The organism is Citrobacter sp. 21OH12SH02A-Citro (genome assembly GCF_027919895.1).
GTDB lineage: Bacteria > Pseudomonadota > Gammaproteobacteria > Enterobacterales > Enterobacteriaceae > Citrobacter > Citrobacter braakii.
In genome coordinates, this window is the sequence record NZ_CP114801.1 from 4,301,450 (window position 1) to 4,325,903 (window position 24,454).

Below are 24,454 nucleotides of genomic sequence, written 5' to 3' on the forward strand. Positions count from 1 at the left end.
TATAAATATGGAGTGATCATGACACCGCATGTGATGAAACGAGATGGCTGTAAAGTGCCGTTTAAATCAGAGCGCATCAAAGAAGCCATTCTGCGTGCAGCTAAAGCAGCGGGAGTCGATGACGCAGATTACTGTGCCACCGTCGCAGAAGTCGTTAGTAGCCAGATGAATGAGCGCAGCAAGGTCGATATCAACGAGATCCAGACAGCGGTAGAAAACCAGCTAATGTCTGGCCCGTACAAACAACTCGCCCGTGCGTACATCGAATATCGCCACGACCGTGATATCCAGCGTGAAAAACGTGGCCGTCTGAACCAGGAAATTCGTGGTCTGGTTGAGCAAACCAACTCTGCTCTGCTGAATGAAAATGCCAACAAAGACAGCAAAGTGATCCCAACCCAGCGCGACCTGCTGGCCGGTATCGTTGCCAAACACTATGCGCGTCAGCACCTGCTGCCGCGTGATGTCGTCCAGGCGCACGAGCGTGGTGATATTCACTATCACGATCTCGACTACTCTCCGTTCTTCCCAATGTTTAACTGCATGCTGATCGACCTGAAAGGCATGCTGACGCAGGGCTTTAAGATGGGTAACGCGGAGATTGAACCGCCAAAATCCATCTCTACCGCGACCGCCGTCACCGCGCAAATTATCGCGCAGGTCGCCAGCCATATTTATGGCGGCACCACCATTAACCGTATTGATGAAGTTCTCGCGCCGTTCGTTACCGAGAGCTTTAATAAACATCGTAAAACCGCTGAAGAGTGGCAGATCCCGGACGCCGACGGTTATGCCCATTCCCGTACCGAGAAAGAGTGCTACGACGCATTCCAGTCTCTCGAGTATGAAGTGAACACCCTGCATACCGCCAACGGTCAGACGCCGTTCGTGACCTTTGGTTTTGGCCTGGGAACCAGCTGGGAATCGCGTTTGATCCAGCAGTCCATTCTGCGTAACCGTATTGCCGGCTTGGGTAAAAATCGTAAAACCGCAGTGTTCCCGAAACTGGTGTTCGCGATTCGTGACGGTCTGAACCACAAGTTTGGCGATCCGAACTACGACATCAAGCAGCTGGCACTGGAGTGCGCGAGCAAGCGTATGTATCCGGACATCCTGAACTACGATCAGGTGGTCAAAGTGACCGGCTCGTTCAAAACGCCAATGGGCTGTCGCAGCTTCCTCGGCGTGTGGGAAAACGAGAACGGCGAACAGATTCACGACGGACGTAACAACCTCGGCGTTATCAGCCTCAACCTGCCGCGTATCGCCCTGGAAGCGCATGGCGATGAAGCCACCTTCTGGAAACTGCTCGACGATCGTCTGGTACTGGCGCGTAAAGCGCTGATGACCCGCATTGCGCGCCTGGAAGGCGTGAAGGCCCGTGTGGCGCCAATTCTGTATATGGAAGGGGCCTGCGGCGTGCGTCTGAAAGCGGACGATGACGTGTCAGAAATCTTTAAAAATGGTCGTGCATCCATCTCTCTGGGCTACATCGGTATTCACGAAACCATCAATGCGCTGTTTGGCGACAAGCATGTGTATGACAGCGAGCAGCTGCGCGCCAAAGGTATCGCCATTGTGGAACGCCTGCGTCAGGCGGTCGATCAGTGGAAAGACGAGACTGGCTACGGCTTTAGCCTGTACAGCACGCCAAGTGAAAACCTGTGCGACCGTTTCTGCCGTCTGGATACCGCCGAATTTGGCGTGGTCCCGGGCGTGACCGACAAAGGCTACTACACCAACAGCTTCCACCTCGACGTGGAGAAGAAGGTTAACCCGTACGACAAGATCGATTTCGAAGCGCCGTACCCGCCGCTGGCAAGCGGGGGCTTCATTTGCTACGGCGAATACCCGAATATTCAGCACAACCTGAAAGCGCTGGAAGACGTCTGGGATTACAGCTATCAGCACGTGCCGTATTACGGGACCAACACGCCAATCGATGAATGCTACGAGTGCGGCTTTACCGGTGAATTTGAGTGCACCAGCAAAGGCTTTACCTGCCCGAAATGTGGCAACCACGACGCCGCGCGCGTATCGGTCACCCGCCGCGTCTGCGGTTACTTAGGCAGCCCGGACGCACGTCCGTTTAACGCCGGTAAGCAGGAAGAAGTGAAGCGCCGCGTTAAGCATTTAGGTAACGGACAGATCGGTTAATTTAGACGATTTTATTGCCCGGCGATGCGACGCTTTTCGGGCCATTATTTCCGCAACGCAATTCACGTCATAGCAAGGCAGCAAATGAGTAAGTCCCGGGGAGCTTACATAAGTAAGTGACTCGGGTGCCCGAATGCAGCTATGGCGCGAATTGATAAACGGATGAGAAGCGAAAATGAATTACCATCAGTATTACCCTGTCGACATCGTTAATGGTCCCGGTACTCGCTGTACCCTGTTTGTTTCAGGATGCGTGCATGAATGCCCCGGTTGCTATAACAAAAGCACCTGGCGGCTCAATTCCGGCCAGCCGTTTAGCAAAGAGATGGAAGACAAGATCATTGCCGATCTGAACGACACGCGTATTCACCGTCAGGGGATCTCGCTCTCCGGCGGCGATCCGCTGCATCCACAAAACGTGCCGGATATTCTGCAACTGGTGCAGCGCATTCGCGCTGAGTGTCCGGGAAAAGACATCTGGGTGTGGACCGGCTACAAGCTCGATGAACTCAACGCCGCGCAAATGCAGGTTGTCGATCTCATCAACGTGCTGGTTGACGGTAAATATGTGCAGGATCTCAAAGACCCGGCGCTAATCTGGCGCGGGAGCAGCAACCAGGTCGTGCATCACCTGCGTTAAATAACATGAGAGGCTTTTTCACAGCCTCTCCGTCCATTTACTCATTCGCGATTGCGCTTTACCACGGGCATCAATGGCACGCCCATCCGGCAGCCAGCGCTCCGCTTCTCCCTTCTGTTTTCCCTGTTCATAAGATTGCCGCTGGGCTGGCGCGCCGTCCGGGTAAAACTGCTCGCTGAGCGAGTGACGCAACCCGTGCCGCCACTGTTCGCGCATCTGCAACTGGCCGGAAGGATAAAAACTGCGGCATTCACCGTGCAGTTGACCATCAAGCCACTGTTCTTCACGTAAGAGCGTCCCTTCTTGCGAGAAGTAGCGGGCCACACCGTCCGGCCTGCCCTCACAGTACGCCTGCTGCATGGCAAGCTGCCCGTTAGGGTACCAGCGCTCCATCACGCCGTGCAGCACACCCTGCCGATAGCGCAGCACCGACAGCAGCCGACCATGCTCTTCGATCCGCATTTCGCCGTTCAGCAGACCGTCGGTCAGCTCGGCCTGAAAGCAGGTACTCTCCTGCTGATGTTCCAACACTTCACGCATCAGTTAATTTTCACCATCCCGCCTTTGATGGTCAACATGCCACCGCCGTCCACTGTCTGGGTGGCGCTGGCCTTGCTGGTAAGCGTGGCTTTTGCTTCGTGGGTTATCGTCGCGGCTTTTTGCGTCAGCGAGGCTTTGGCTTCGCTGGCGATGTTGGTGGCGTCCAGTTTCAGACCCGATGCGGCGCTGGCGCTGAGATCCGCTCCGCTTTTCACTTTCAGGGTTTTGCCGCTCTCCAGGGTAAGCGAACCGCTGACCTTAATCGTCAGATTGCCGTCGACGTTCAGCGTGTAGTTACCTTTTACCTTATGTGTCTCATTGCCATCGATGGCGTGTTCCTGATCGCCTTTCACCGTCACGCTGCGTTTATCTTTTACTTCCAGCGTGTCGCTGCCCTTCTCAATTTTGACCGTGCGATTACCCTTTTTCAGGGTGACGGTTTCGTTGCCCTCTTCAACGGTACGTGTGCGGTCGTTTTTGACGTTCTGAATATCGTCATGGCTGATAGTCGTTTTGCTGTCGTTGAGCACCGTAAGTTGGAAGTCTTTCTGCGCCTGCATCGCCAGCAGCTCGGCATCTTTTTTGTCGTCGAAGCGCAGTTCGTTAAAACCTTTTTCACTTTTGGTCTTAATGCCCGACTGGGTTTGATTCGCCGGAAGTGCGTACGGCAGTGCATTCGCGCCGTTGTACACACAGCCGGTAATGAGCGGCTTATCCGGGTCGCCATCGATAAAGCTCACCACCACTTCCTGGCCGATGCGCGGGATAAACTGCGCGCCGAAGCCGTTGCCGCTCCAGGCGGTGGCGACCCGCAGCCAGCAGGAGCTGGTTTCGTCGTTTTTGCCCTCTCTGTCCCACGGGAACTGCACCTTCACCCGACCAAGCTTATCAGTCCAGATTTCTTCTCCGCTTTTACCCACCACCACCGCTGTTTGCGTATGCATAAAAGGCTGCGGCGTCACGGCGAGCGGACGGTACGGCGTGGCCTTCGGGATGGCGGTAAAGCGGTTGCGATAGCGCTCGCCGTCGTATTCGTGGCTGACGGCGATGACCAGCCAGTCGATGTTCAATGCTTTGTCATCGTGATCGGTCAAAGTAAACCAGTGCCCGGCGGTCAGCGCCGCGCAGTCGCTTTCGCCGACCAGCTGTTTCGCCTGCGCCTTCAGGGCGTTAACTTTCCACGCTGCCAGCGCGTCGCCTTCGGCTTTAACGCTAAAACGCCCCGGATGCTGATACTGCATACCACCCTTCTTCTCACCAGCCTGCGCGAACAGCGCCGCTTTCGGCTGCTCGTAGTTATAGTCGCTGTTCTGGAAGCCCTGCGCGGTGGCCTGCAAACGCAGCTCTGCCGAACGAACCGCCCCGGTTTCCCGCTCGCCGCTTGCTGCCGCCTGATATGTCACCTTTTTCTCACCCGTTATCGGCGGGAAAGCGCTGTTATCATCCGCCAGCACCAGCGTGTGCTTACCTGCCGTGTGGGTAAAGAACCAGAAAATGCCCTCCTGCTCCAGCAGCCGCGAGACAAAATTAAAATCGCTCTCGTTGTATTGCAGGCAGTATTCGCGCTTTGCCGGTTTGGTTTTCAGTTGAAATTTGTAGTCGGTAAACCCGGCGTCCTTAAACACCTTCTCGACGATCTCCTGCGCGCTGAGGTTCTGAAACACGCGGTTATTGCTGGCAAGCGTCAGCCACCACAGCCACGGGCGCAGCACAAACTGATAGCGGTCGGCGTTACCGGTCGCCGGAAGCTGGTGCGCCTCGGCAATCAGCCCGTCGTAGTCGGCGTTATTGATGGTGGCGGTCAGATGGGTCGCCAGCGCAGTATCGAGAGTCAACGGCGCGGAGGTGGTTCCCGCGACGGTCGCGGTGGTCAAACTGTTAAGTTGGGAATCGGTGTGCACAGTGGCGGCGGTAAGGCCGGTCAGGGCTGGGGCGGTGAGTGTGATAATGGTGGTATCTGGCATGGGGAAATTCCTTTTTCAACGATAGCGCTAGCGCCGGTTAGCCTGATGATAAACCTCATCACCATCACGTCTGCCCACTGCGATCACAAGAACGACAACCTGCTCGTCCTCGACCTGATAGACCAGACGATACCCGGCACTGCGAAGCTTGATTTTGTAACGGTGTAATTTGCCGGAAAGGCGGGCGGCAGGGACATGGGGATTTTCCAGCCGCTCCGCCAGTTTCTTTTTGAACTGCTCGCGTAATGTGGGTGAAAGCTTGCGCCACTCCTTGAGCGCAACATCTAAAAACTCCAGGTTATAGGTCATTTAAAGATACCTTTATTCGCTTTCCACCTTCTCGCTCGTCGGCGATGCGGTTCAGCTCGGCATCCTCAGCCAGCTCCAGCAAATATGCATAGACCGCAGGCGGCACGCAGTAAAACGCAGGCTCATTGCGGTTCAGAATCGCCACCGCTTCACCTTCCCCGGCGTTGACTGTCCCCATTGGGTTACGTTTCAGGTCGGTGATACTGGCAGCGGTTTTGGTCAGGATATGAAATGGCATGGTGTTTTCCTCGTTAATGAGGTTTTAGTATAGACCATTAAAAGCACCTTTATAAGCATCATTAATGATGCTTATAACCATGATGTGTGGTTCGTTGTCAGGTTAACGGCGCGGAGGTGGTTCCTGCGATGGTGACGATGGTCAGGCCGTTAAGTTGGAAGTCGGTGTGCGCGGTGGTGGCGGTAAGGACCGGAGCGGTGAGTTTGATAATGGTGGTGTTGGGCATGGGAGAGTCCTTATTATATAATTTCAGTCATATTAAACATTTGTAATAAACAAAAATTCTTCATATATTCACTGATAAAGAGATTTATCAAACTGCCCGTCCAATAAAAAAAGCTCTCTAACTCTAATAAGGTCCTCCGGAGGGTAAATGCACATACGATTAGTAATTAGCAAATCACTAAAGCTTAACTTTCCATCAACTAAAATAGCTTTTCTTGCAAATGCTATCTTATTTGCCTCAATATAATTACAATGAATCTCCATTTGTGTCATAGCATTCGCCTTTGCTCCCTGCGTAGCATGATGCTGATACAGCCATTCCAATATATCTACCCCTGAAGCTACAACCGCATACACATAGCCACCATAACGAGCTGCATAATCCATTGCAATTAGTAGCTCTTTCGTTGTAGAAATACCACCTGTAGCTTGCCCGCCAGGATGAACTATAATCCCGCCAGTATATCTGGGATGAAATCCTTCTTCAAAAATCACCTCGGGGCCACGCAAATCAGCTCTAAATAGCACTCTGTTTCTAAACATATTTCTCATCCAGATAAATTTTAATTTAAATTATACAAAGTATTATCTCATCACTTCCCCAACCACCAGATTCTCAACATCTCTGGCCCCCACGCCCTTACATTTCTCCATCACTCTTTCCACCAATCCATCCTCCATATTTAATTTATCCCCCGTCGCCACAAAATATCTCTGTGATAACTTTTCCAATTTAGCCAACACAATTCCCTTCAATATTTCTTCATCCAGTGCCCGATAGGCCACCGTGGTCATCCGCGCTAAAAACGCCGGACGAAAATGGGTTAATAATTCTGCTCGCAAATCTTCGTTAAACCGCTCGCTGTTTAATTCAGCCGCAGGCGTGTCGAGAATCAGCTCCGCGCCGACGTTGCTGGTCGCCAGCATCACCGTGTTTTTGAAATCAACAATCAGCCCGGTGCCGTCTTCCATTACGCCTTTGTCGAAGACGTTATAGAACACCTCCAGCACGTCCGGGTGCGCCTTTTCGATTTCGTCGAGCAGTACCACCGAATAAGGTCGACGGCGCATCGCTTCGGTTAACGCCCCGCCGCTGCCGTAGCCCACGTAGCCCGGCGGCGCGCCTTTCAGCTGGCTGACGGTGTGCGCCTCCTGATATTCAGACAGATTAATGGTGATCAGATTACGTTCGCCGCCGTACAGGGCATCCGCCAGCGCATAGGCGGTTTCGGTTTTGCCCACACCGGTTGGCCCCACCAGCAGGAACACGCCGACCGGCTTTTGCGGGTCGGTCAGACCGCTGCGATAAGCACGTAAACGCTGGGCGATAGTCTCCAGCGCCATCTTCTGCCCCATCACCCGCTCGCTCATCCGGTCTACCAGCGTGCGCAGGGCATGGGCTTCATCGGTCTGCATCTGGCCTATCGGGATCCCGGTCCAGTTGCTTATCACCGCCGCGACGGTGGCGGGATCCACGCAGTCCGGCACCAGCGGCACCTCGTCACGCAGCTGGGCAGCGGCGGTTTCCAGCTTGCCGATCAGCGCCGCGCACTCCACCAGCTCTTGCTCCAGTTCCTCATCATCGTCCAGCCGTTCGCTGAGATCCAGCATCCGCTGGCGCGTGGACAGCAGTTCACCGACCCGCTGACGCTCATCCTGCCAACGTCCTTCCACTTCCCGCGCCTGAACCTGCAGTTTCTCCGCCTGCGCTTCCAGCTCGCACAGCCTGTCGTGATGATCGACGCCCACCAGCAGTTCACGATTCAGACGCTCGCTCTCTTCTTCTATCGCTGCCTGCTGCTGACGAATTTCCTCCAGCGCAGGCGGCACGTCATGCTGCGCCAGCGCCACTCTTGCGCAGGCAGTGTCGAGCACGCTGATGGCTTTGTCCGGCAATTGACGCCCGGAGATGTAGCGCTGCGACAGACGCACCGCCTCGCGGATGGCGGTATCGAGGATCTGCACGCCGTGGTGTGCCTCGAGCTTGTCGGCCACCGCGCGCAGCATGATCACCGCGCTATTTTCGTCCGGCTCTTCAATCTGGATACGCTGAAAACGTCGGTCCAGCGCCGGATCCTTCTCGAAATATTTTTTGTACTCCTGCCATGTGGTGGCGGCGATGGTGCGCAGTTCCCCACGCGCCAGCGCCGGTTTCAGCAGGTTGGCGGCATCGCTGCCGCCCTCGGCGCCGCCCGCGCCTATCAGCGTGTGGGCTTCGTCGATAAATAAAATGATCGGCTGCGGGGATTTTTTTACCGCGTCGATTACGCCGCGCAAACGCTGTTCAAACTCGCCTTTCACGCCCGCTCCCGCCTGCAACAAGCCAAGATCGAGAGCCAGCAGAGCGACATCACGCAACGGCGGCGGCACGCTGGCTTCGGCAATGCGTCGCGCCAGCCCTTCGGCAACGGCGGTTTTGCCCACACCTGGCGCCCCCACCAGAATCGGGTTGTTTTGCCTGCGACGCAGCAGGATGTCGATACACTGGCGGATCTCCGCGTCGCGCCCGATGATCGGATCGATCCGCCCTTCCCGCGCGTCACGAGTCAGATCGTGCGTGTATTGATCCAGTACCCCGCCTTCACGCTTCGGGGATTCTCCCTTGTCAGGGTCTGCAGCCTCCTCAACGGAGTTGCGACACCAGGTCTGCCACTGGCTTTCCAGCTCCGCAGCCGGAAGCTGTAACAACAGTGGCATTCCCTGCGCCAACTGGGTACGCAGCCGTTCTCGGGTGAGTAAGGTCAGGAGCAATAAGGCCGAACGAACCAGAGGAATACGCTGGAATGTCGCCTGCAAAATCGCCCCTTCCAGTAGCTCTATCAGTTGTACGGAAAACACCGGCATCCGCGTACAGCCCGCTTTGAACTGCGCCTGAGCACGCTGGATCTCTTCACGTAACGTATCGGTGGAGATAGCCGCGTTGCTCAGGCAATACGCTAAATCACAGTGTTCATCATCCAGTAAAGCCAGCAGCATATGCTCCGGCTCAACGAACCAGTGTCCCTGCGCCCGGCTGCGTTCGGCGGCCTGTTCCAGCGCACGAAAACAAATGGGGTTCAGTCGTTTTACCAGCGCTTTCAAATCCATTTACTGTTCTCCTCAAAATGCTGTTGGCAATGGAACATGGCGGGCTTGCGCCCTGCCAGTTGCGCGGTATACCCCAGACGCGGCGGCGCAGCGCGGGTTAAGCGATGATCCAGCGTCAGGGTTGCGCGCATCATCAATTCCTGCGTTATTCCCGCGCCAAACCAGATTGCCGCTAACTTACTGAGCTGGAGAAAACCCTGACTGCCGGGTAAAAATTCGCGCCACTGCGTAGCGTTTTTAGCACGCAGATGCACCCGTAGCGCCGCATGCTGGTTCCATATTCGCCGACCGGCGACGCTATTGCGCCCCAGCCGACATCCCGTCCGGCTTATTGATGCCTGTGGCAAAGGCTGCCAGCGGCCGACAAACTCTTCGACATGCACGGTGACGTTCAGTACGGCCTCGACCAGCGCCACAAATCCAGCCGTAGAACGCCTGCGATTAGGCAGGTTGCCGCATTGCATCAGCAGACTCTGTACCTGCGCAGATTCATACTTTTCCATGGCGTCGAGCCTGAAACCACACAGCGCACGCATTACAGAAAGCCCTGGCGCATCTTCTCGCCTGGCGTAAGGCATAGCCAGCCGATGCAGGCTCAGGCTACGGTAGTGATGTTGAAGAAAACGCTGTTGAAACATAAATATAAAATCCTGCAGTGCGCTGTTTTTATCCTGCGTCGCCTGCTGTAGCCATTCCAGCCAGCCGTAGGGCAATACGCCATCCGCCCCCCCTGGCCCGAGGCTACGCACCTGCACAACGTCTTCGTTCAGCGAACTGACTTCCGCTGGGCTAAATGCCAGCCCCAGATCGCCCCGCAGTTCGGGCGTCTCACCCGCCGCTTCCAGGATGCGGACACACTGCTCCAGCGAGAAGCGCCACGGCTCGGCCTTAAGCTGGGCGATTACGCTATCAGCGTGGTCTGTTCGACGTCTGTCCATAGCGACAGCTCCTCTCCTTCGTCTTGCAATATCGTGTGGATAAAGCAGTTTGCGGTGGCATTACGCGCCAGAAAACGGGCAATAACGCCCGCAAACAACAGTCGGCTGCTTCCAGTAAAGGCTTGTGGATCGAGTTCCAGCGTCACCTTGATACCGTTATGCCAGCCGCGCCAGGCATCCCGCCCCCGATGCTCACTCACCCGTTGGCAACACATCTCGCGGATGCCATTGATCTGCTGCCAGACAGCGGGTGACGCAGAGGAAGGGGCATACAGGGCCAGCAGTTCTTTCAGCGAGTCCAGCGCGCTCTGACCTTCGTTCAATAAGAGATGGTTGAGCGCCAGCGTTGAGAGCAGTTTCCAGCGTGCATCTCGCTGCAACGCAGGCGCTGAAGGCATGGTCGGCGTTCCCAGTAAATGCACCTGCGCAACCGGACCAGGTACTTCAAAGGTTAGTGGCGTTCCCGCACAAAGCAGTGCGGCCTGCTCACCGTTGCTGCACCAGAGCGTCGCCGTCAGGCTCGTTTCCTCAATCGGGGCAAACGGGTCGAAACGGCTGTCCACCAGCGTTAACCACAACGCATTGCCCTGCTGGCGGTTGCGTCGTGCATGCCAGAACCAGTGGGACTCGCTATGCCCGTGAGCGGAATAATATGCGGGCACGCGCCAGGCTTCTTCACGGCGGCTCATCCACAGCGTCTGTACACGGTAGATCTGTACATGTTGATCATGATGATCGGCCACCAGCCGATGCTCGCTGCGAATATGCCCGGCGATCAGCGGCTCAGAGGTCCGGGTGAACAGGTTAACGATAGGCACACACCCCAAACGAATATCACCCGAGTGAATATGCTGCGCCCCCGGCGGAGCGCGATCGAAAGGAATACACAAGATCATGGCGTCGCCCTCCCCCGAAGGCGGCAGCGGCAAATCGAAATACATCAGCGCCTGCGGGCTGTTCATCCAGGCACTGAGCGCCAGCACGCTGGACTCTACGCCCGGTTCGCAGGGCAAAATCTTTTCGGCATTCAGCAGGCCAATGGGATGTGGGCGCAGCGGCCCAATGACATGGGCGTACAACAAATCAAATAGCGTGGCGTTGATTTGCGGCGAACCGCTGAGATGAATGCGTAACTGTGTAACCGCCAACGTCGAAAACTGATGTGGCGGCAGACAACGTAGCTGAATACGCAATGCGCCGCGCGCCCTCGTCAGCCCGGTTAATTGCCGGGCCTGCGCCGCATCGCACCAGGTAACATCGTCAATCTCAATAGGCCACAGCGTTTGCGCCAGCGCGGTACGCCACCAGATTGTTTTACCGCTTTGCGTTAACGCGTAAAGCGGCGTTCCGGCAGGAAGGGCGTAACCCTGACTCAAATCACCTGCCAGCGGATCCGCAGTAAAACTGGCGGTAGCTGTGGAAGGGAAAGGGCGTATCGAATGAGGTGAGAGCTGCTCCAGCAGCGATTCACACAGTTCACCAAAACCATCATCAAGGCGCTGATGCAATTTGGCGCTTTGCAGGGCGAAACCTTCTAAAAGCCTTTCAACGTGGGGATCCGGGCAATCAAATTCGCTCAGCCGCAGACGAGAGGCAACGTGCGGGTGCCGCCGGGCGAACTCGCCGCTGGCGGTACGCAACCATCTCAACTCCTGCAAATAGTCTTCCAGCAATCGATCGTCCATTGATCTTCTCCTGCGATAGTCATCGCCAGCTGCCGTGCAGATACGTTAGATCCAGCGTCAGCGGATCGTCGTCGTGCCACAACATCACCTCGAGATGCAGCGCCAGCGTCTGATGATGCGCATCTTTCACGCTGACAGTTAGCGCCTGAATCCGCGGCTCGTTGCGTAAAATGGCTGCGCGTAGCTGGCGACAATACCAGTTAAGCACCCGCTCATCGCCCGCGTTACATCCGTGCCATTCCGGGACGCCCCAGCTAAGCAACAGCGGTAGTGCGTCATCATCCGCAGGGGCTCGGGAGTTGAATAATCGATTCAACTCCCGGCACACCGACTCTCGTGGGCTTATCTCCTCATCCAGCAGCCTGTCGAATAGCGCAACCGGGATGAAAGGCTCCACCATTAGCTGCCTTTCTTATTCAGCGCCATATCCCAGACGGATGAACTGGTGCCCTGCTGGGTGCCTTCCGATTTCTGGGCGGTGATTTCCCATTTGATTTTGGTGAAGTTCAGCGACATCGTCTCTACCGGCTTACCGCCGGACCCGCCGCTGACGCTCAGGTGCGAGATCACCACGTTACTCAGGGTATAGACAATAAACGGCAGCATCGCGCTATTGTCGTTACGACAGAGCGTCAACTTCGCTTCTTTGATCACCTTCCCGCTACAGCAATACTCATTGAGCACCGGCGTGGCGAGATCGACAAACTTGGTCAGCGACATTTCACCCACGTGCGCCCGCCCGGAAGTACGTTCGGTATTACTGACGTCGTTAGTGACCTGCATCGCCACGTTATGGCTGTAGGACATGATCTCTATCTGATCTTTGAAGCCATCGGCCTGGCTTTCGCCTTTGATATCGTCAAGCTTTAAAAAAATCGCATCCATGGTCTATCTCCTTAGTAATCAAGCGGCAGCTGGCGGCGGCAGTTCAGCCACCAGACGAATTGAGGTGGTCAACTCTTCTAACTGGAAGTGCGGACGCAGGAATACAACGGCGCGATAAACGCCCGGTTTGCCGGGAACATCACTCACGTCCACCCGTGCTTCACGCAGCGGATAACGCGCTTTAATCTCCTGTGGCGCGCTGTCGCGCAGCAACACATAGTCAGCAATCCAGTTATTGAGGTAACTCTCAACATCATCGCGGCTCATAAAGCTGCCGACCTTGTCGCGCATAATCACCTTCAGGTAATGCGCAAAACGGGAAGCGGCGAGGATGTAAGGCAGCATTGCGGAGATCCGCGCGTTGGCATTGGCCTCCGGGGTGTTGTAGATCCTTGCCTGATTGGTGGTCTGTCCGCCAAAGAACGCGGCGGTGTTGGTATTCTTCTTATGACACAGCACGATGAATCCCAGATCGTTAAGCTCCTTCTCACGCCTGTCGGTAATGGCTATTTCCGTCGGGCAGCGCAGGCTGATATCGCCGGATGGCGTGGAGAACGTATGCGCCGGGAGATCGGATACCAGGCCGCCGCCTTCCGCACCGCGGATCGCCGCACACCAGCCGTATAAGGCAAAAGCTTCGGTAATACGACTGGCCAGCATCCAGGCGGCATTGCCCCACAGATATTTGCTGGCATCAAGGCCGTCGACGTCCTCGATAAAGTTCACGCCTTCCACCGGCACCGTATCCGGGCCGTAAGGCAGGCGCTGCAACACGTGCGGCAGCACTAATGAGACATAGCGGGAGTCGTCGCTTTCGCGGAATGCCCGCCATTTAATCAGCTCGGTGCTTTCGAAGATCTTCGCCAGATCGCGCGGGACACCTAACTCGAGAAACGATCCCATATCAAACAAACGAGGACTGGCAGCGGCGATAAACGGCGCATGCGCGGCCGCCGCGACCTGGGAAAGTTTTTCCAGTAGCGCCACATCCTGCGGATGACGGCCAAACTCGAAATCACCGACCAGCACGCTATAGGGATTCCCCCCAAAAGTACCGTATTCATCCTCATACAATTTCTTAAACAACGTGCTCTGATCGAACTCAACCGCTTTTTCCAGATCGTCCTGCAGTTCTTTGCGTGAAACGTTTAGCAGACGTAATTTCAGTCGGGTACTGGTCTCCGTATTCATCACAAACTGATGCAGACCGCGCCAGGAGGCTTCCAGTTTCTGCATATCCGGGTGATGCAATACCTCATTCAACTGGCCGCTGATAAGCTCGTCGATCTGCGCGATGCGATGGTTGATCATCGCCACCGTATCGCTTCCTATCGCCATCCCTTCATCAAGAATTTGCGTCGCCAGTTCTTCCAGCATGTCACGCGCGTAGGTCTGTTGGAGCTCATCGCGCGCCATCCGCCCTTCCTGGATAATGCGATCCAGCACGCTTAGCGTGACCGTCTGTCCGCCGTTTTCAGCTTGTTCCTGAACATTTTCCATTGTTCTTCTCCTGATTCAGTTACGCGTTTTCAGCCGGTTTTTCTTCAACGATGGGTCTCAAAGCCTGAAGCTCGGCGTTATCGTTTACCACCTGCTGTAGCAGCGCATCCAAATCGTCGTTACCATCCAGTTTGGTGAGCAGATCGCGCAGACGCTGCCGGGCAAGAAACAGTCGCTGAAGGGGTTTAACCTGATTGATAATATTGAGTGGAGAAAAATCATCGAACTCGTTAAAGCACAGCTCAACGTTCAATTTGCTGCCATCATTAGCCAGACGATTTTCAACCTGTATCGCCAGACGAGGTGAGAGGGAGGAAAGCACATCGTCAAAATTATCACGGTCAATTTCGACAAATCGCCGCTCACGTAATTTAGCGGGTGGGCATGCGGGATGTCCGGATAAATCAGCTAAAATACCAACAACTAAGGGAAGCTCTTTCTTCTCAATCGCGCCACCTGTTTCCACATCATACGTTATTTGCACGCGCGGCGGCCTAATACGGTTGAGTTTATGCTGAATGCTCTCGGCCATATTTAATCCTTTTTATTGCAATAGTATCCCTGGCACGACATTTACCGCACCATTATTCGAAAAGTCATATTCATGAATAACTAGCCGTAATATAAAAAACACAACACCCAATAAATATCAACTTAATTTTTTACTTTTCACACAAAAAAATAAATTGTTTGATAAAAATCAATTAACAAAAAATTAACCAATAAAAATCAACGTATTACAATTAAAATTGATTATAAAATAATACTTTGCACTGAAAATATAAATTTAGTGAATATTTAAATGTTAAAAAAATTTATTACTTAAGATTCATCCAATGATGATTTAAGTCAAAAAAACAACCCCCACCATTAATTACCTTATTAATGACAATATAAAAGGACTTTATATGACAAACGGCCTATGCCATCCAGCCAATATAATATTAATCAGTATTTTAATTTTACTGAGTAGCGGTTGTTCATTATGGCAAAACCGTGTGGCATTTAATGATGTGGTCATTGAAACCGCAGCAGATGCAAACGATAACACGCCAGTCGCCGTGGATATTGTCGCGATTGCCGATAATGCGTTACTGCCAACCGTACAATCGCTGAGTGCGACACAGTGGTTTAACGCCAAATCACAACTCCTGCGCGATAGCCCTGACGGGTTGCATGTCTGGTCGCTGGAGCTGGTACCGGATTCGCGTTTTGTGACCAAAAGCTCCCCTCTGCACGGCGTTAAGGCAGAGGCAATTCTGCTGTTTGCCCGCTACAGCAGCGCAGGAGAACACCGATTAACACTGGAAAAAGCAGATTCACTGCATCTGTTACTAATGACGGATGAAGCCGTCCTGGCACCATGAACAAGGAAGGGACTATGAGCACAATTCCGGCAATGGTTTGCTGGTATGAAGGGATGGCAATGCTACCTCAACATTTCCAGTTGCAGGCATTGCGTAATGAAACACTTTGTGCCGCGCTCACCGGGTGCGCTAATCCGTGGTTCTGGGGCGTCAACCGGCTCCAGATTGACGAGGCTGCGCTGTGTGCAGGAACGCTGCGTATTTTGCGCCTGGAGGCGATGATGCCCGATGGCACGCCGGTCAATTATGACATTAGCGACGATTTATCGCTGGAGTTTGACTGCGCCCGCTTGCTGCCTGCCGTACCAGACAGTGAACATATCCTTTGGCTGGCGCTGCCGCCGCTAAACCGTGCCGGACAGTGGCAGTTGATGAATAGCCGCTATCGCTCAGTCAACAGCGCCCCGCTACCTGACCTGAGTAGCGGTGAATTCCCCGAGAGCATTTCGCAATGGCAGCCCGTACCGCGTCTGGTTTGCCAGCACGATCGCGCTGATTTCGTCTGTCTGCCGCTGCTGCAGGTTGTGTATAGCGAAGGTGGATTTCGTCAGAGCGAGTGGTTTCCCCCCTCTCCCGCCTTCAACGAAGAGAGTTATCTGGCACGCCAAACCCGACAACTCTGCCTGCAGGCAAGAGAAAAAATTCTGTTTCTGAGCCGTGAAATGCAGTTGGCGCAACACGGACAACGCACCAACGACTGGCTATGGCTTACGCTGTCACTGCATAGTATCCAGGGGGCGTTGCCGCTGGTGGAAAGCTTGCTCAGCAGCGGGCGGCCACATCCACAGGATCTTTACCGCGCGCTGTGTCTCTTTATCGGACAAACGGCAATACTGACTCAGGATAAAACGCTGCCCCTGCTGCCAACCTTTGATTATCAGAACATGCTGCCCGCATTTGCCTCTCTTTTCACCGTACTGAAAAACCAGTTGGCGCATATTCATCGCCGCTATCAGCGGCTGAATTTCAGCAAGCTGGATAACTCTTTTTCACTGCAACTCCCTACAGATATCCACGCGGGAGAGCAGGTGGTGATAGGCCTGCTGATGCCCGGAGACAACGCCTCCAAAGCTGAAAAGTGGTTACAAATGAGTATTATCACCAGCCAACCCTTTGTACCTGTTCTGCGTCGTCAGCGGATGCACGGGATGACTTTCACGCCGCTGGCTGCAGAGCAGAGCAGTGACTGGGAAATCGACGGCAAGGTGGCCCTGTTTACCCTGACCCTTACCATCCAGTGGTTTGAAAAAGGGACGCCGTTGGTTATTGCCCCATTGCATGAAACAGAGGATATGCCGCAGCAGATCATGCTCTACCGTCAGGAGGATCGCCATGACAATCGCCAATCCTGATATGCCTGCCAGCCGTCTGTTTGATGAGATTTACACCCGCTGGCTGGCGCAGTTTGAACGCTGGAAACGCACTCCGCTACCGCCAGATGAGTTGCATAATCAGGCCCTTGTATACGCCAGTCAGGTGGTAGAAGAGTATAACCGACGCCTGACCCGCGAACTGGGTTCGCCGTTTCAGCAGCAGATTGACGCGTCCGTTTATGCCCTGGTCGCGCTGATTGATGAGTCCGTACTCTATGGTGACTGGCCCGCGCTCTCCCTGTGGCAGTCCTGCCCGCTGGAGTATCATTTGTGGCAAACCCATAGCGCTGGGGACCAGATCCCCCGCCAGATCACCGCTCTGCTCAATGAACGTAACCCAGGAAAGCGGGATTTAGCCGCGCTGTATTTGCGCTGCCTGACGCTGGGGTTTGGTTCCCGACGTGGCGATTTTAACCTGCAGAATCATCAGGAAACCTGCCGCCTGCTGTGGCATTTTGCCTTTCAGCATGACGCTCAGCTCAGTGATATTGCCGAACGCATGGAATCGACCGCGCTGGGGACGCCTTTACACCTTCCGGCGCATCGCCGCCTGCCAGACAATTCGCGCCTGCATCTCATCGCCCTCGTAATACTTTTGGCGTTATTGCTGTTGAGTCAGCGACTGTGGCTAAGTATTGAAGATGCCATCGGCGTAAATTCGCTGCCAGATTTCCCGTTAACCCAGTCCTGCCAGGGAGATGATAAGTGACGCAACCCTGGCTTACGCTACTGATTATTCTCCTGGTGTTGTTGGCGATGACTCTCTGGTGCGTCTGGTGGCAATGGGAATACCGAAACGATACGTTCAACCGTGCGCAAAAGGAGATCCAGCGAGCCTGTACCAGTCAGGATCCTTACGACAGCGTGCGAATCCTGATGCTTGGCGACGAAGAGGATAACCGTCTGCTGTGCCGCAGTTGGTCACTTACCGACGGCCAGGAATACTGGTTCGGGCAATGGTGGTTTAATCCTCAGTGCAGCCTTCTGTGCCTGCCGCAAACGCTACAAACCGTTGGGAAGAAGCGGCTAATCCGTCAGAATGACTGGCAGAAGACGCTGTCTGCGTTGGTGAAAAGCCGCCCCCAGCGACCACTGGATGCACTGATTATCACCCTTTCATTAGAGACGCTGCATGACGATGATACCGTCCGCGCCAGCTTATTACATAACTGTCAGCAGTTGCAGCAGGTGTGCGGACTGAGTCTGCCAATTTACCTGATCATCAGCGGCATGGAATCACTGGAAGGTACAGCCGATCTGCTGGAGCTATTGCCGGAAGATGCTCGCCGCAGTCCGATTGGCAGCACGATTCCGGTCGCCAGAGAAGCCATTTGGAAACCGCAGTGGATCGACAATGCGCTGGACAATACCCGGACTTCTCTGCGGCTGTTCATCACCGAGCTTGGCGCGCTGCGAGGCAACACGCCGGAGGAATTATTCCGCTTGCCAGAAAGCTTCCCGCCGCTTGCCGCACCGTTGCATGACGCTTTTGACGCCCTGTTTAACAGTCATGCCCGCGATGAGCCACCGCAACTGCGCGGGATCTGGTTTGTTGCCCGTACGCTGGACCATGACAAACCACAGATGCAGTTTTGTCAGTCGCTACTGAGCAGCAAAATTACCGCTGAGCGCGGTCTCGCGCTTCCGGTGCGCCGTTTGCTGCGCGTGAATTTACGCCGCCATTTCATCACTCTCGCGTGCTATAGCTGCCTTTGCGTTCTTTGGCTTGTCGCGATGACCTGGAGTTGGCAATACCAGCACACCCATGCCGTACTATTGCACGATCGTCTGCAGGTCCTCGCCACAGCCGTCCGGGCCGATATCACTGGTGAGCGTTCCACCGCGCTGTACTGGCGCGTTCTCAATGGCATTCCACAGTGGCAGTTTCGTTCCATCGTCTGGCCCGGCTCGCTGTTCAGCCGCACCGATACAAAATTGCGCGAGACGTTTAACAACGTCACCCTGGCTAGCCTGCTGGTACCAGCCACTAACAGTATCTGCCTGCAAAATCACAATGAAAGGGGCTTTGAGCAGGACGATTTGCTACCCGAAGAGCGTTACCGGCAAATTCAGAACTTGCTCACTCAGGCAAAACAAATGGAGTCGCGCTATTTGCCGTTGCTACAATTAATGCAGATGAAGCAACCGACTGTGCAGACGTTGGCAAACGTCAGCGCCAGCGTTTGGGGCGTGACCGTTGACACCGACTCTTTACCCTCCCAGGAAAAGCTCAACGAGATGTTTGCCACTCTCAATCTCTCGCGTCTGAAATTACCCGACGCTAGCGAGCTGACTCAGCGCAACAGCGTACTTTTTTCTCACGAAACCATGCGCTGGCTGGAGCAAAACTATGGCAATACCAGCCTGGATAACAACGAAGAGCAGCTCGAACAACTGTTGGCGCTGTTTGGCAATGGCACCGGGGTTACCCCCTTGTTCGTCCGCTCGCTGGTCCGCCAGGTCAGCCGCTTACAAGCAACACTGACGACCATTAATAACCTGAGTCGTGACGCAACAAATTCGCCAATCAGACTGCCACTGGATGAGCTGCTCACGCAGGCACGAACCCTTAGGCTTATCGACAACAGCGTGGTTCAGGAACTGCTCCGCCACGAAACCCTACTGCGCCAACGCTTTCTGGCGCAGGTTGATGGCTCCAGGCTGCACTTCTCCTCATTAACCGAGCAATCCCCGGAAGGACAATTCAGCGTATCGCCGGATCTTCTGGCATTACAAAAAAGCTTGCGTGATTTACTTAACCAACCCTTCTGGCAGCAGGGGGCAAGCCAGCCTACCGAGCTCTCCGTCGGTTATCCTGGCAACCTGCAACTTCAGCAGGCGCTGGCGCTGTATGGCGGATTTGAACGATTTATGCAGCAGCTTCCAGACAGCATCTGGCGACCTAAAATCACCATGCTGGCGCGACAGGCGGTGGAAAACGCCATACGTCAGACGCTATACACAGGGGCCACCGGAACCCCGGATAACAGCAATGTCAGCACCGCCAGCGCGGATTACATCATTGAAGCCTTCAACCAGCTTAATCGTCCTCAGCTTGCCATCGCATTGCGCCAACAAACGGCGGCCCAGGTGATTGCACGGGTGCGTCAGGACGGCAGCGCGTTACTTCCGCCGATTACCCCTCCGGCGGTCAATTACGCGACGACAGAACAGGCGCAGGCCAGCGGACAGAAAATTATCGGATGGGCTAGCGCCCAGGCAGAACAAATCTCTGGTGCCCTGGTCCGCTATCAGCAGGATATTGACTGGCTCGACAACCAGCGTCCATGGTTAATGGCAGCGGATAACCAGCTTATCGCTCGCTGGAGCAATTCACTGGCGACCATGAAGCGGCTGCAACAACAGGATCCTGCCAGTTCGCCGATGCAGATGGCGGCCCTTGCTGCCGCGCTGCCGACGCTCTCTGCGCAGAACTGCCAGAGTGAACTGACGCAGTTTCGCACCGCCAGCAGTAACGATTTTTACGGTCAGTCGCTGAACGCGCTGGCAGACGCATCATTGCAAAAATGTCAGCAGTTACGCCAACAGGCCAGCATTGGTGCGGTACAGAAGATCTTCAATCTGTACAACACCTGGCTTGCAGGGCGCTTCCCCTTTACCGCCGTGCCGCACTCAACAGATGCAGATGTCGATCGGGTACGTGAACTGACTCTTTTACTGGCGCAACTCCCCGCCGAAACGCTATCCGAACAGCCGCCACTCATTCAACAACTGGCAGCGGCACAGCCGTTACTGTCGGCGTTGGTCAGCCCTGAAGGCGTGACGTTACGGGTTATCTGGCGGACCTCACGCAACCATGAGGCTGGCGCGGATCAGATTGCCGACTGGCGGCTTGTCGGTAATCAACAATCGATTAGCTACCCCGGCGGCACAACTGACCTGCACTGGCGCAGCAGCGATAGTCTGAACTTTAGTCTGCGTTGGGCAGCCAATTCCGCATGGCGTCCAATGCCAGGCCTGTCACAGACAGGCGTAACGGTAAGCGGTGATACTGGTCGTTGGCGCTGGCAGGGAGCGTGGGCACTGCTCAGGATGATTGAACAACAGCGCGAAGGTGGCGCGCCGACGCAACCGCTGCCGCTGCGTTTTTCGCTCCCCGTGGGCGATGGTCAGAAGCAATTGCAGTCAACCGTATTTTGGCAGGTCACGTTGTTAGATGCACAAAGCAAAGCGCCGCTACCATGGATACCGCTTACCGAGCAGGGATTATCAGGAGGAAAATGATGGAACATATTGAGGCATTACTGGCCCCCATTCAGGCGGATAATCCGTGCGGGGACTCTATCCGTTATTCACCAGAGTTCGACCAGTTGGTCACCGCCCGCCAGCAGGATGACGAAACGCTGCCCACCGGCGTCTGGCAAAGTACGCCGCGCCGCGCCGACTGGGATGAAGTCGCCAAAATCGCCACTGTGCTGACGAAAACGCTCAGTAAGGATCTGGTCATTATGAGCTGGTTGGGTGAGGCATGGATTAGAGTTCACGGCTTAGCAGCCCTGCCCAATGCGCTGGAATTAGTGACCCTGGCGCTGGAGCAATACCCGGAGCAATTACATCCTAAAATTAAAGAAGGTGACTATGACTATCGCGCCGCGCCACTATGCTGGATAGCGCAACATTACGCCACGCTGGTCGCTGAAGCCCCGCTGTTTATAGCTCATGGGGAAAACATCTCCCTGACCCAGTGGCAGCAGGGAAAATTAGCTGACGTTCCGCTGCCTGGCGCGGACGAGGCCACCATATTATCCCTGACATCCAGCATGGAGTGGCTCCAACGGCTCAACAACGTCTGTCAGAGTTGGCCTACCGAATCGGCACCTTCATTCAAGGCACTTGAGCAAAAAATCAAGACCTGTCTGCAGGCGTTGGGCAACACCTTGCCGGAACAGTCGCCACCTGTCGTGCAAGAAACTGCATCAACGGTCAGCAACGGTGCCACGTTTCTTCACCGCGAAGAGGCATATCAGATGATTAAACAGGTAGCCGATTATCTGGCGCGTACCGAGCCCCACAGTCCGGTACCGTATCTACTGCAGCGGGCCTATATCTGGGGACATACGCCACTACCAGAACTGCTCAATGAACTGATTACTGGTGATGAGTCCGCTCGCCGACTGTGGAGACAATTGGGGGTACTGCCATGAGTTGTCCTGCCGTATGTACAGGCGCAATGCTGCACTGCTCGTTTGGCATAGCGCCCGCCACACTGAACGTGTTGCCCACCAGCCGAACTATCGTCAACAGCCTGCCGATGGCGAATATTATGGATAACAAACCATTTGTAAACATTCTGCCGTTCGGGATGTGCAACAGCATCGCCAACCCGACCGTTGCTGCCGCAACCGCCGCGGCGCTCGGCGTGCTGACGCCAATGCCGTGCATTCCTGCCACCATTGCGCCATGGATGCCCGGTTCACCGACGATAATAGTCGGCAATGCGCCGGCTCTTACTGCGCAATCGCAGTTAATGTGCGCCTGGGGTGGGTTGATTCAAATTAGCTTTCCCGGGCAGTTAACGACCGTCGTCGCGTGATGTTATCCTCTTGAAATTAAGGGTAACAGTTGCAGGAGACGACGCAGCAAGATAGTTGCAGCGTCGTTAAAAACGGCTCACACACTCCATTGCAACCGTTTTGAACTCGCTGAAATTCCGGCACGCGCAGAGCCGCGTCATCGCGCGCTCGCGCAGGAAGGTGACGAAAATATCGTAGATCGCCATCGCTTCTTCGTATTCGCTTTTGCTGATGGCGAGCAGGAAGATCACATGCGCCGTTTCATCCCCCCAGGCGATACCCCGCGGGGCGAGGATGGTGTAGACCACCGTTTTCTTTGCCAGCAGACCGAGGGCGTGCGGCAGGGCAATGCTGTCACCCAGCATGGTGCTGACGATGGCCTCACGTTCAACCACCGAATCAAGAAACTCCGCATCGACAAAGCCTTCATCCTGCAACTGGCGACATAAAACGTTGAACAACGTTTGTTGATCCATTGGCTCGTCGATCACACGAAAATGGGCAGCATCGAAGAATTTGTTCAACATCCACGGACGGGTTCTGTCGACCAGCACCAGTTTGCCAATTTGCTCCAGTTGATAATCGGTAGGGAACGGTGCAATCATCACCACAGGCTTATCTTTTTCACCAACCCGCGCGGTAGAGATGACGAAATCTTCGCTGATGCTTTCCCGCTGTTCGTAGTCGCGTAGCGTCACAGTATCGACGATTTCTATCTGCGGATACTTACGCGCCAGCACCGCCTCAATCATCCGCACCATCGCATTCCCAGCATCGCATACCAGCAGAACTTTCGGCTGCCTCTGGTAACCGATGTTGTAACTACGCTCCAGCCCGACGCCAATATGCAGCACAAGGAAGCCAATCTCATTTTCACTGATGGTGTACGGCGTATATTTTCCCCATCCCGAGACGGCGGCCAGCGTCATGTCCCACGCCATCGGGTAGTGCTGTTTAATATTTTCCAGTAGCGGATTGGGGATCATTATCTGGTAACGCACCCGGGTGATCATCGTCTTAATATGCGTCAGCAGGTCAGCATGTAACTGTTTGTCATTCAACAGGTTGTAGTTGTACTGGCTGTTGATAAACCGCAGGATGTAATTGACCAGCGCTTCGTCATCATCCGCATTGATGGCGCTGGGGGCGATCTCTTGTACCTGGCGGGCGGCGATATGCACCTGCAGCCAGTTCTCTTCGGAAACGGTAAGCGGTTTATCCGCCAGTCGGTGCAATACCGCTGCGATTTCCCGCGTGGCCAGGCACACCGATTGCTCGGCTTCTTCTGCGGCAAATTCCGGGAGGGGATACCCTTCGCTAATCCGCCGTACCGCCACCGCACAGTACAACCGCAAAAACAGCTCACCCTCATCGGTCAGGCGAATGTGAAAACGGGCAAAAATATCCTGCAAAACAGGTTGTAGCTGTTCAGGGATCCCGGCATTTAGTGCCTCTTGCGTCACTAGCGGGTGCTGTGGATCCTGCTGCGCCAGCGTCCATAGCAGATCGGTCAAACAGGCGCGGATCGCCATCTCGCTGCCAAACAGTTTCATACCGTGACGGGGGCGCGTTTCCAACGTCAGATGATAACGTTGCAGATGCTCGCGCACCTCAGCCATATCGTTTTGCAGCGTCGCGCGGCTGATAAACCATTCATCAGCCAAATCCTCTAGCTTCAGCGAAAAGGCCGACGTCAGAAAACGAACCACCAGCCAGTGCACCCGCTCCTGGCTGGTGCGAGGGATGCGCAGCAACGCGTCGGGTCGCTGCGTTTGCAGGGAATGATAACGTGCCGGGTCGTCAATTTTGAGTTGATAACCGTTACCCCGGCTGAGGACAAACTGCGCGCCGTACTGGGTGAGCAGCGCGTTTAGCGCAGTGATATCCGCCCGTACGGTGCGTGTGGAAACCGACAACCGCTGCGCCAGCTCGTCCTGTGGAAGCGCTTCGTTTTGCAGCATGCCAAACAGCTGCGCTAAACGTTGGTTGGGGAATCGCACGTCAGTTTCCTC

The 24,454-nt window shown here is 54.9% G+C and carries 22 protein-coding genes; 8 read left to right on the forward strand and 14 right to left on the reverse strand.

The genetic code is table 11. The annotated features are described in order from the left end of the window. Window positions 1-18 precede the first annotated feature (18 nt). Both nrdD and nrdG read left to right on the forward strand, forming a co-directional pair. Window positions 19-2,157: an anaerobic ribonucleoside-triphosphate reductase gene (gene nrdD / locus O6D90_RS20750; protein ID WP_016151477.1), complete on the forward strand. Its 2,139-nt coding sequence runs from the start codon at window positions 19-21 to the stop codon at window positions 2,155-2,157. Between the two features lie 175 nt (window positions 2,158-2,332). Continuing rightward, a complete protein-coding gene (gene nrdG / locus O6D90_RS20755; RefSeq protein ID WP_016155562.1) occupies window positions 2,333-2,797 on the forward strand; it encodes an anaerobic ribonucleoside-triphosphate reductase-activating protein in 465 nt (154 codons plus the stop codon). Between the two features lie 18 nt (window positions 2,798-2,815). On the opposite strand, the gene O6D90_RS20760 is transcribed toward nrdG, so the two are convergent. From O6D90_RS20760 to tssB, 13 genes are all read right to left on the reverse strand, one after another. Continuing rightward, complete coding sequence (locus tag O6D90_RS20760; protein ID WP_016155561.1) at window positions 2,816-3,337, reverse strand: toxin-antitoxin system YwqK family antitoxin; 522 nt, start codon at window positions 3,335-3,337, stop codon at window positions 2,816-2,818. After that, entirely contained in the window at window positions 3,337-5,301 is a 1,965-nt protein-coding gene (locus O6D90_RS20765; protein ID WP_016155560.1) for a type VI secretion system Vgr family protein, read from the reverse strand. Before O6D90_RS20765 ends, O6D90_RS20760 begins: the two co-directional genes overlap by 1 nt. 27 nt (window positions 5,302-5,328) lie before the next feature. Further along, a complete protein-coding gene (locus O6D90_RS20770; RefSeq protein ID WP_016155559.1) occupies window positions 5,329-5,610 on the reverse strand; it encodes a type II toxin-antitoxin system RelE family toxin in 282 nt (93 codons plus the stop codon). Continuing rightward, window positions 5,600-5,848: a type II toxin-antitoxin system Phd/YefM family antitoxin gene (locus O6D90_RS20775; protein ID WP_016155558.1), complete on the reverse strand. Its 249-nt coding sequence runs from the start codon at window positions 5,846-5,848 to the stop codon at window positions 5,600-5,602. Before O6D90_RS20775 ends, O6D90_RS20770 begins: the two co-directional genes overlap by 11 nt. A gap of 97 nt (window positions 5,849-5,945) precedes the next feature. Further along, the gene (locus O6D90_RS20780; protein WP_016155557.1) at window positions 5,946-6,074 is read right to left on the reverse strand and encodes a hypothetical protein; all 129 of its coding nucleotides are present in this window, start codon (window positions 6,072-6,074) and stop codon (window positions 5,946-5,948) included. Between the two features lie 68 nt (window positions 6,075-6,142). Next, entirely contained in the window at window positions 6,143-6,616 is a 474-nt protein-coding gene (locus O6D90_RS20785) for a hypothetical protein (RefSeq protein WP_016155556.1), read from the reverse strand. Between the two features lie 42 nt (window positions 6,617-6,658). Continuing rightward, window positions 6,659-9,160: a type VI secretion system ATPase TssH gene (tssH, locus tag O6D90_RS20790; RefSeq protein ID WP_016155555.1), complete on the reverse strand. Its 2,502-nt coding sequence runs from the start codon at window positions 9,158-9,160 to the stop codon at window positions 6,659-6,661. After that, entirely contained in the window at window positions 9,151-10,098 is a 948-nt protein-coding gene (tssG, locus tag O6D90_RS20795) for a type VI secretion system baseplate subunit TssG (RefSeq protein ID WP_016155554.1), read from the reverse strand. Before tssG ends, tssH begins: the two co-directional genes overlap by 10 nt. Next, window positions 10,062-11,783: a type VI secretion system baseplate subunit TssF gene (gene tssF, locus O6D90_RS20800; RefSeq protein WP_016155553.1), complete on the reverse strand. Its 1,722-nt coding sequence runs from the start codon at window positions 11,781-11,783 to the stop codon at window positions 10,062-10,064. The genes tssG and tssF overlap by 37 nt, the downstream gene beginning before the upstream one ends. A gap of 19 nt (window positions 11,784-11,802) precedes the next feature. Beyond that, the gene (locus O6D90_RS20805; protein ID WP_016155552.1) at window positions 11,803-12,183 is read right to left on the reverse strand and encodes a GPW/gp25 family protein; all 381 of its coding nucleotides are present in this window, start codon (window positions 12,181-12,183) and stop codon (window positions 11,803-11,805) included. After that, window positions 12,183-12,668 (reverse strand): Hcp family type VI secretion system effector, encoded by a 486-nt coding sequence (locus O6D90_RS20810; RefSeq protein WP_016155551.1) that lies wholly within the window; start codon window positions 12,666-12,668, stop codon window positions 12,183-12,185. The genes O6D90_RS20805 and O6D90_RS20810 overlap by 1 nt, the downstream gene beginning before the upstream one ends. An 18-nt stretch (window positions 12,669-12,686) precedes the next feature. Beyond that, window positions 12,687-14,168: a type VI secretion system contractile sheath large subunit gene (gene tssC / locus O6D90_RS20815; protein WP_016155550.1), complete on the reverse strand. Its 1,482-nt coding sequence runs from the start codon at window positions 14,166-14,168 to the stop codon at window positions 12,687-12,689. Between the two features lie 19 nt (window positions 14,169-14,187). After that, window positions 14,188-14,700 carry a type VI secretion system contractile sheath small subunit gene (gene tssB, locus O6D90_RS20820; RefSeq protein ID WP_016155549.1) on the reverse strand — a complete coding sequence of 171 codons (513 nt, stop codon included), beginning with the start codon at window positions 14,698-14,700 and terminating at the stop codon, window positions 14,188-14,190. Between the two features lie 466 nt (window positions 14,701-15,166). Here tssB and O6D90_RS20825 point away from each other — a divergent pair, with 466 nt between their 5' ends. The 6 genes from O6D90_RS20825 to O6D90_RS20850 are packed head-to-tail and all read left to right on the forward strand — an operon-like array spanning window position 15,167 to window position 22,462. After that, window positions 15,167-15,535 carry a T6SS protein Cts2N gene (locus O6D90_RS20825; RefSeq protein WP_225836825.1) on the forward strand — a complete coding sequence of 123 codons (369 nt, stop codon included), beginning with the start codon at window positions 15,167-15,169 and terminating at the stop codon, window positions 15,533-15,535. 14 nt (window positions 15,536-15,549) lie between these two features. Further along, window positions 15,550-16,887: a type VI secretion system baseplate subunit TssK gene (tssK, locus tag O6D90_RS20830; protein WP_016155547.1), complete on the forward strand. Its 1,338-nt coding sequence runs from the start codon at window positions 15,550-15,552 to the stop codon at window positions 16,885-16,887. After that, entirely contained in the window at window positions 16,868-17,617 is a 750-nt protein-coding gene (locus O6D90_RS20835) for a DotU family type IV/VI secretion system protein (protein ID WP_016155546.1), read from the forward strand. The genes tssK and O6D90_RS20835 overlap by 20 nt, the downstream gene beginning before the upstream one ends. Further along, on the forward strand, window positions 17,614-21,153 hold the full coding sequence (locus O6D90_RS20840) for a type VI secretion system protein (protein ID WP_016155545.1): 3,540 nt from the start codon (window positions 17,614-17,616) through the stop codon (window positions 21,151-21,153). Before O6D90_RS20835 ends, O6D90_RS20840 begins: the two co-directional genes overlap by 4 nt. Next, window positions 21,150-22,073, forward strand: a complete 924-nt coding sequence (locus O6D90_RS20845) for an ImpA family type VI secretion system protein (RefSeq protein WP_225836823.1) — start codon at window positions 21,150-21,152, stop codon at window positions 22,071-22,073. Before O6D90_RS20840 ends, O6D90_RS20845 begins: the two co-directional genes overlap by 4 nt. Then, window positions 22,070-22,462: a DUF4280 domain-containing protein gene (locus tag O6D90_RS20850; RefSeq protein ID WP_016155543.1), complete on the forward strand. Its 393-nt coding sequence runs from the start codon at window positions 22,070-22,072 to the stop codon at window positions 22,460-22,462. The genes O6D90_RS20845 and O6D90_RS20850 overlap by 4 nt, the downstream gene beginning before the upstream one ends. A gap of 66 nt (window positions 22,463-22,528) precedes the next feature. Here the strand turns inward: O6D90_RS20850 and O6D90_RS20855 are convergent, their stop codons facing one another. After that, window positions 22,529-24,442 (reverse strand): BglG family transcription antiterminator, encoded by a 1,914-nt coding sequence (locus tag O6D90_RS20855; RefSeq protein WP_016155542.1) that lies wholly within the window; start codon window positions 24,440-24,442, stop codon window positions 22,529-22,531. Window positions 24,443-24,454: the final 12 nt, after the last annotated feature.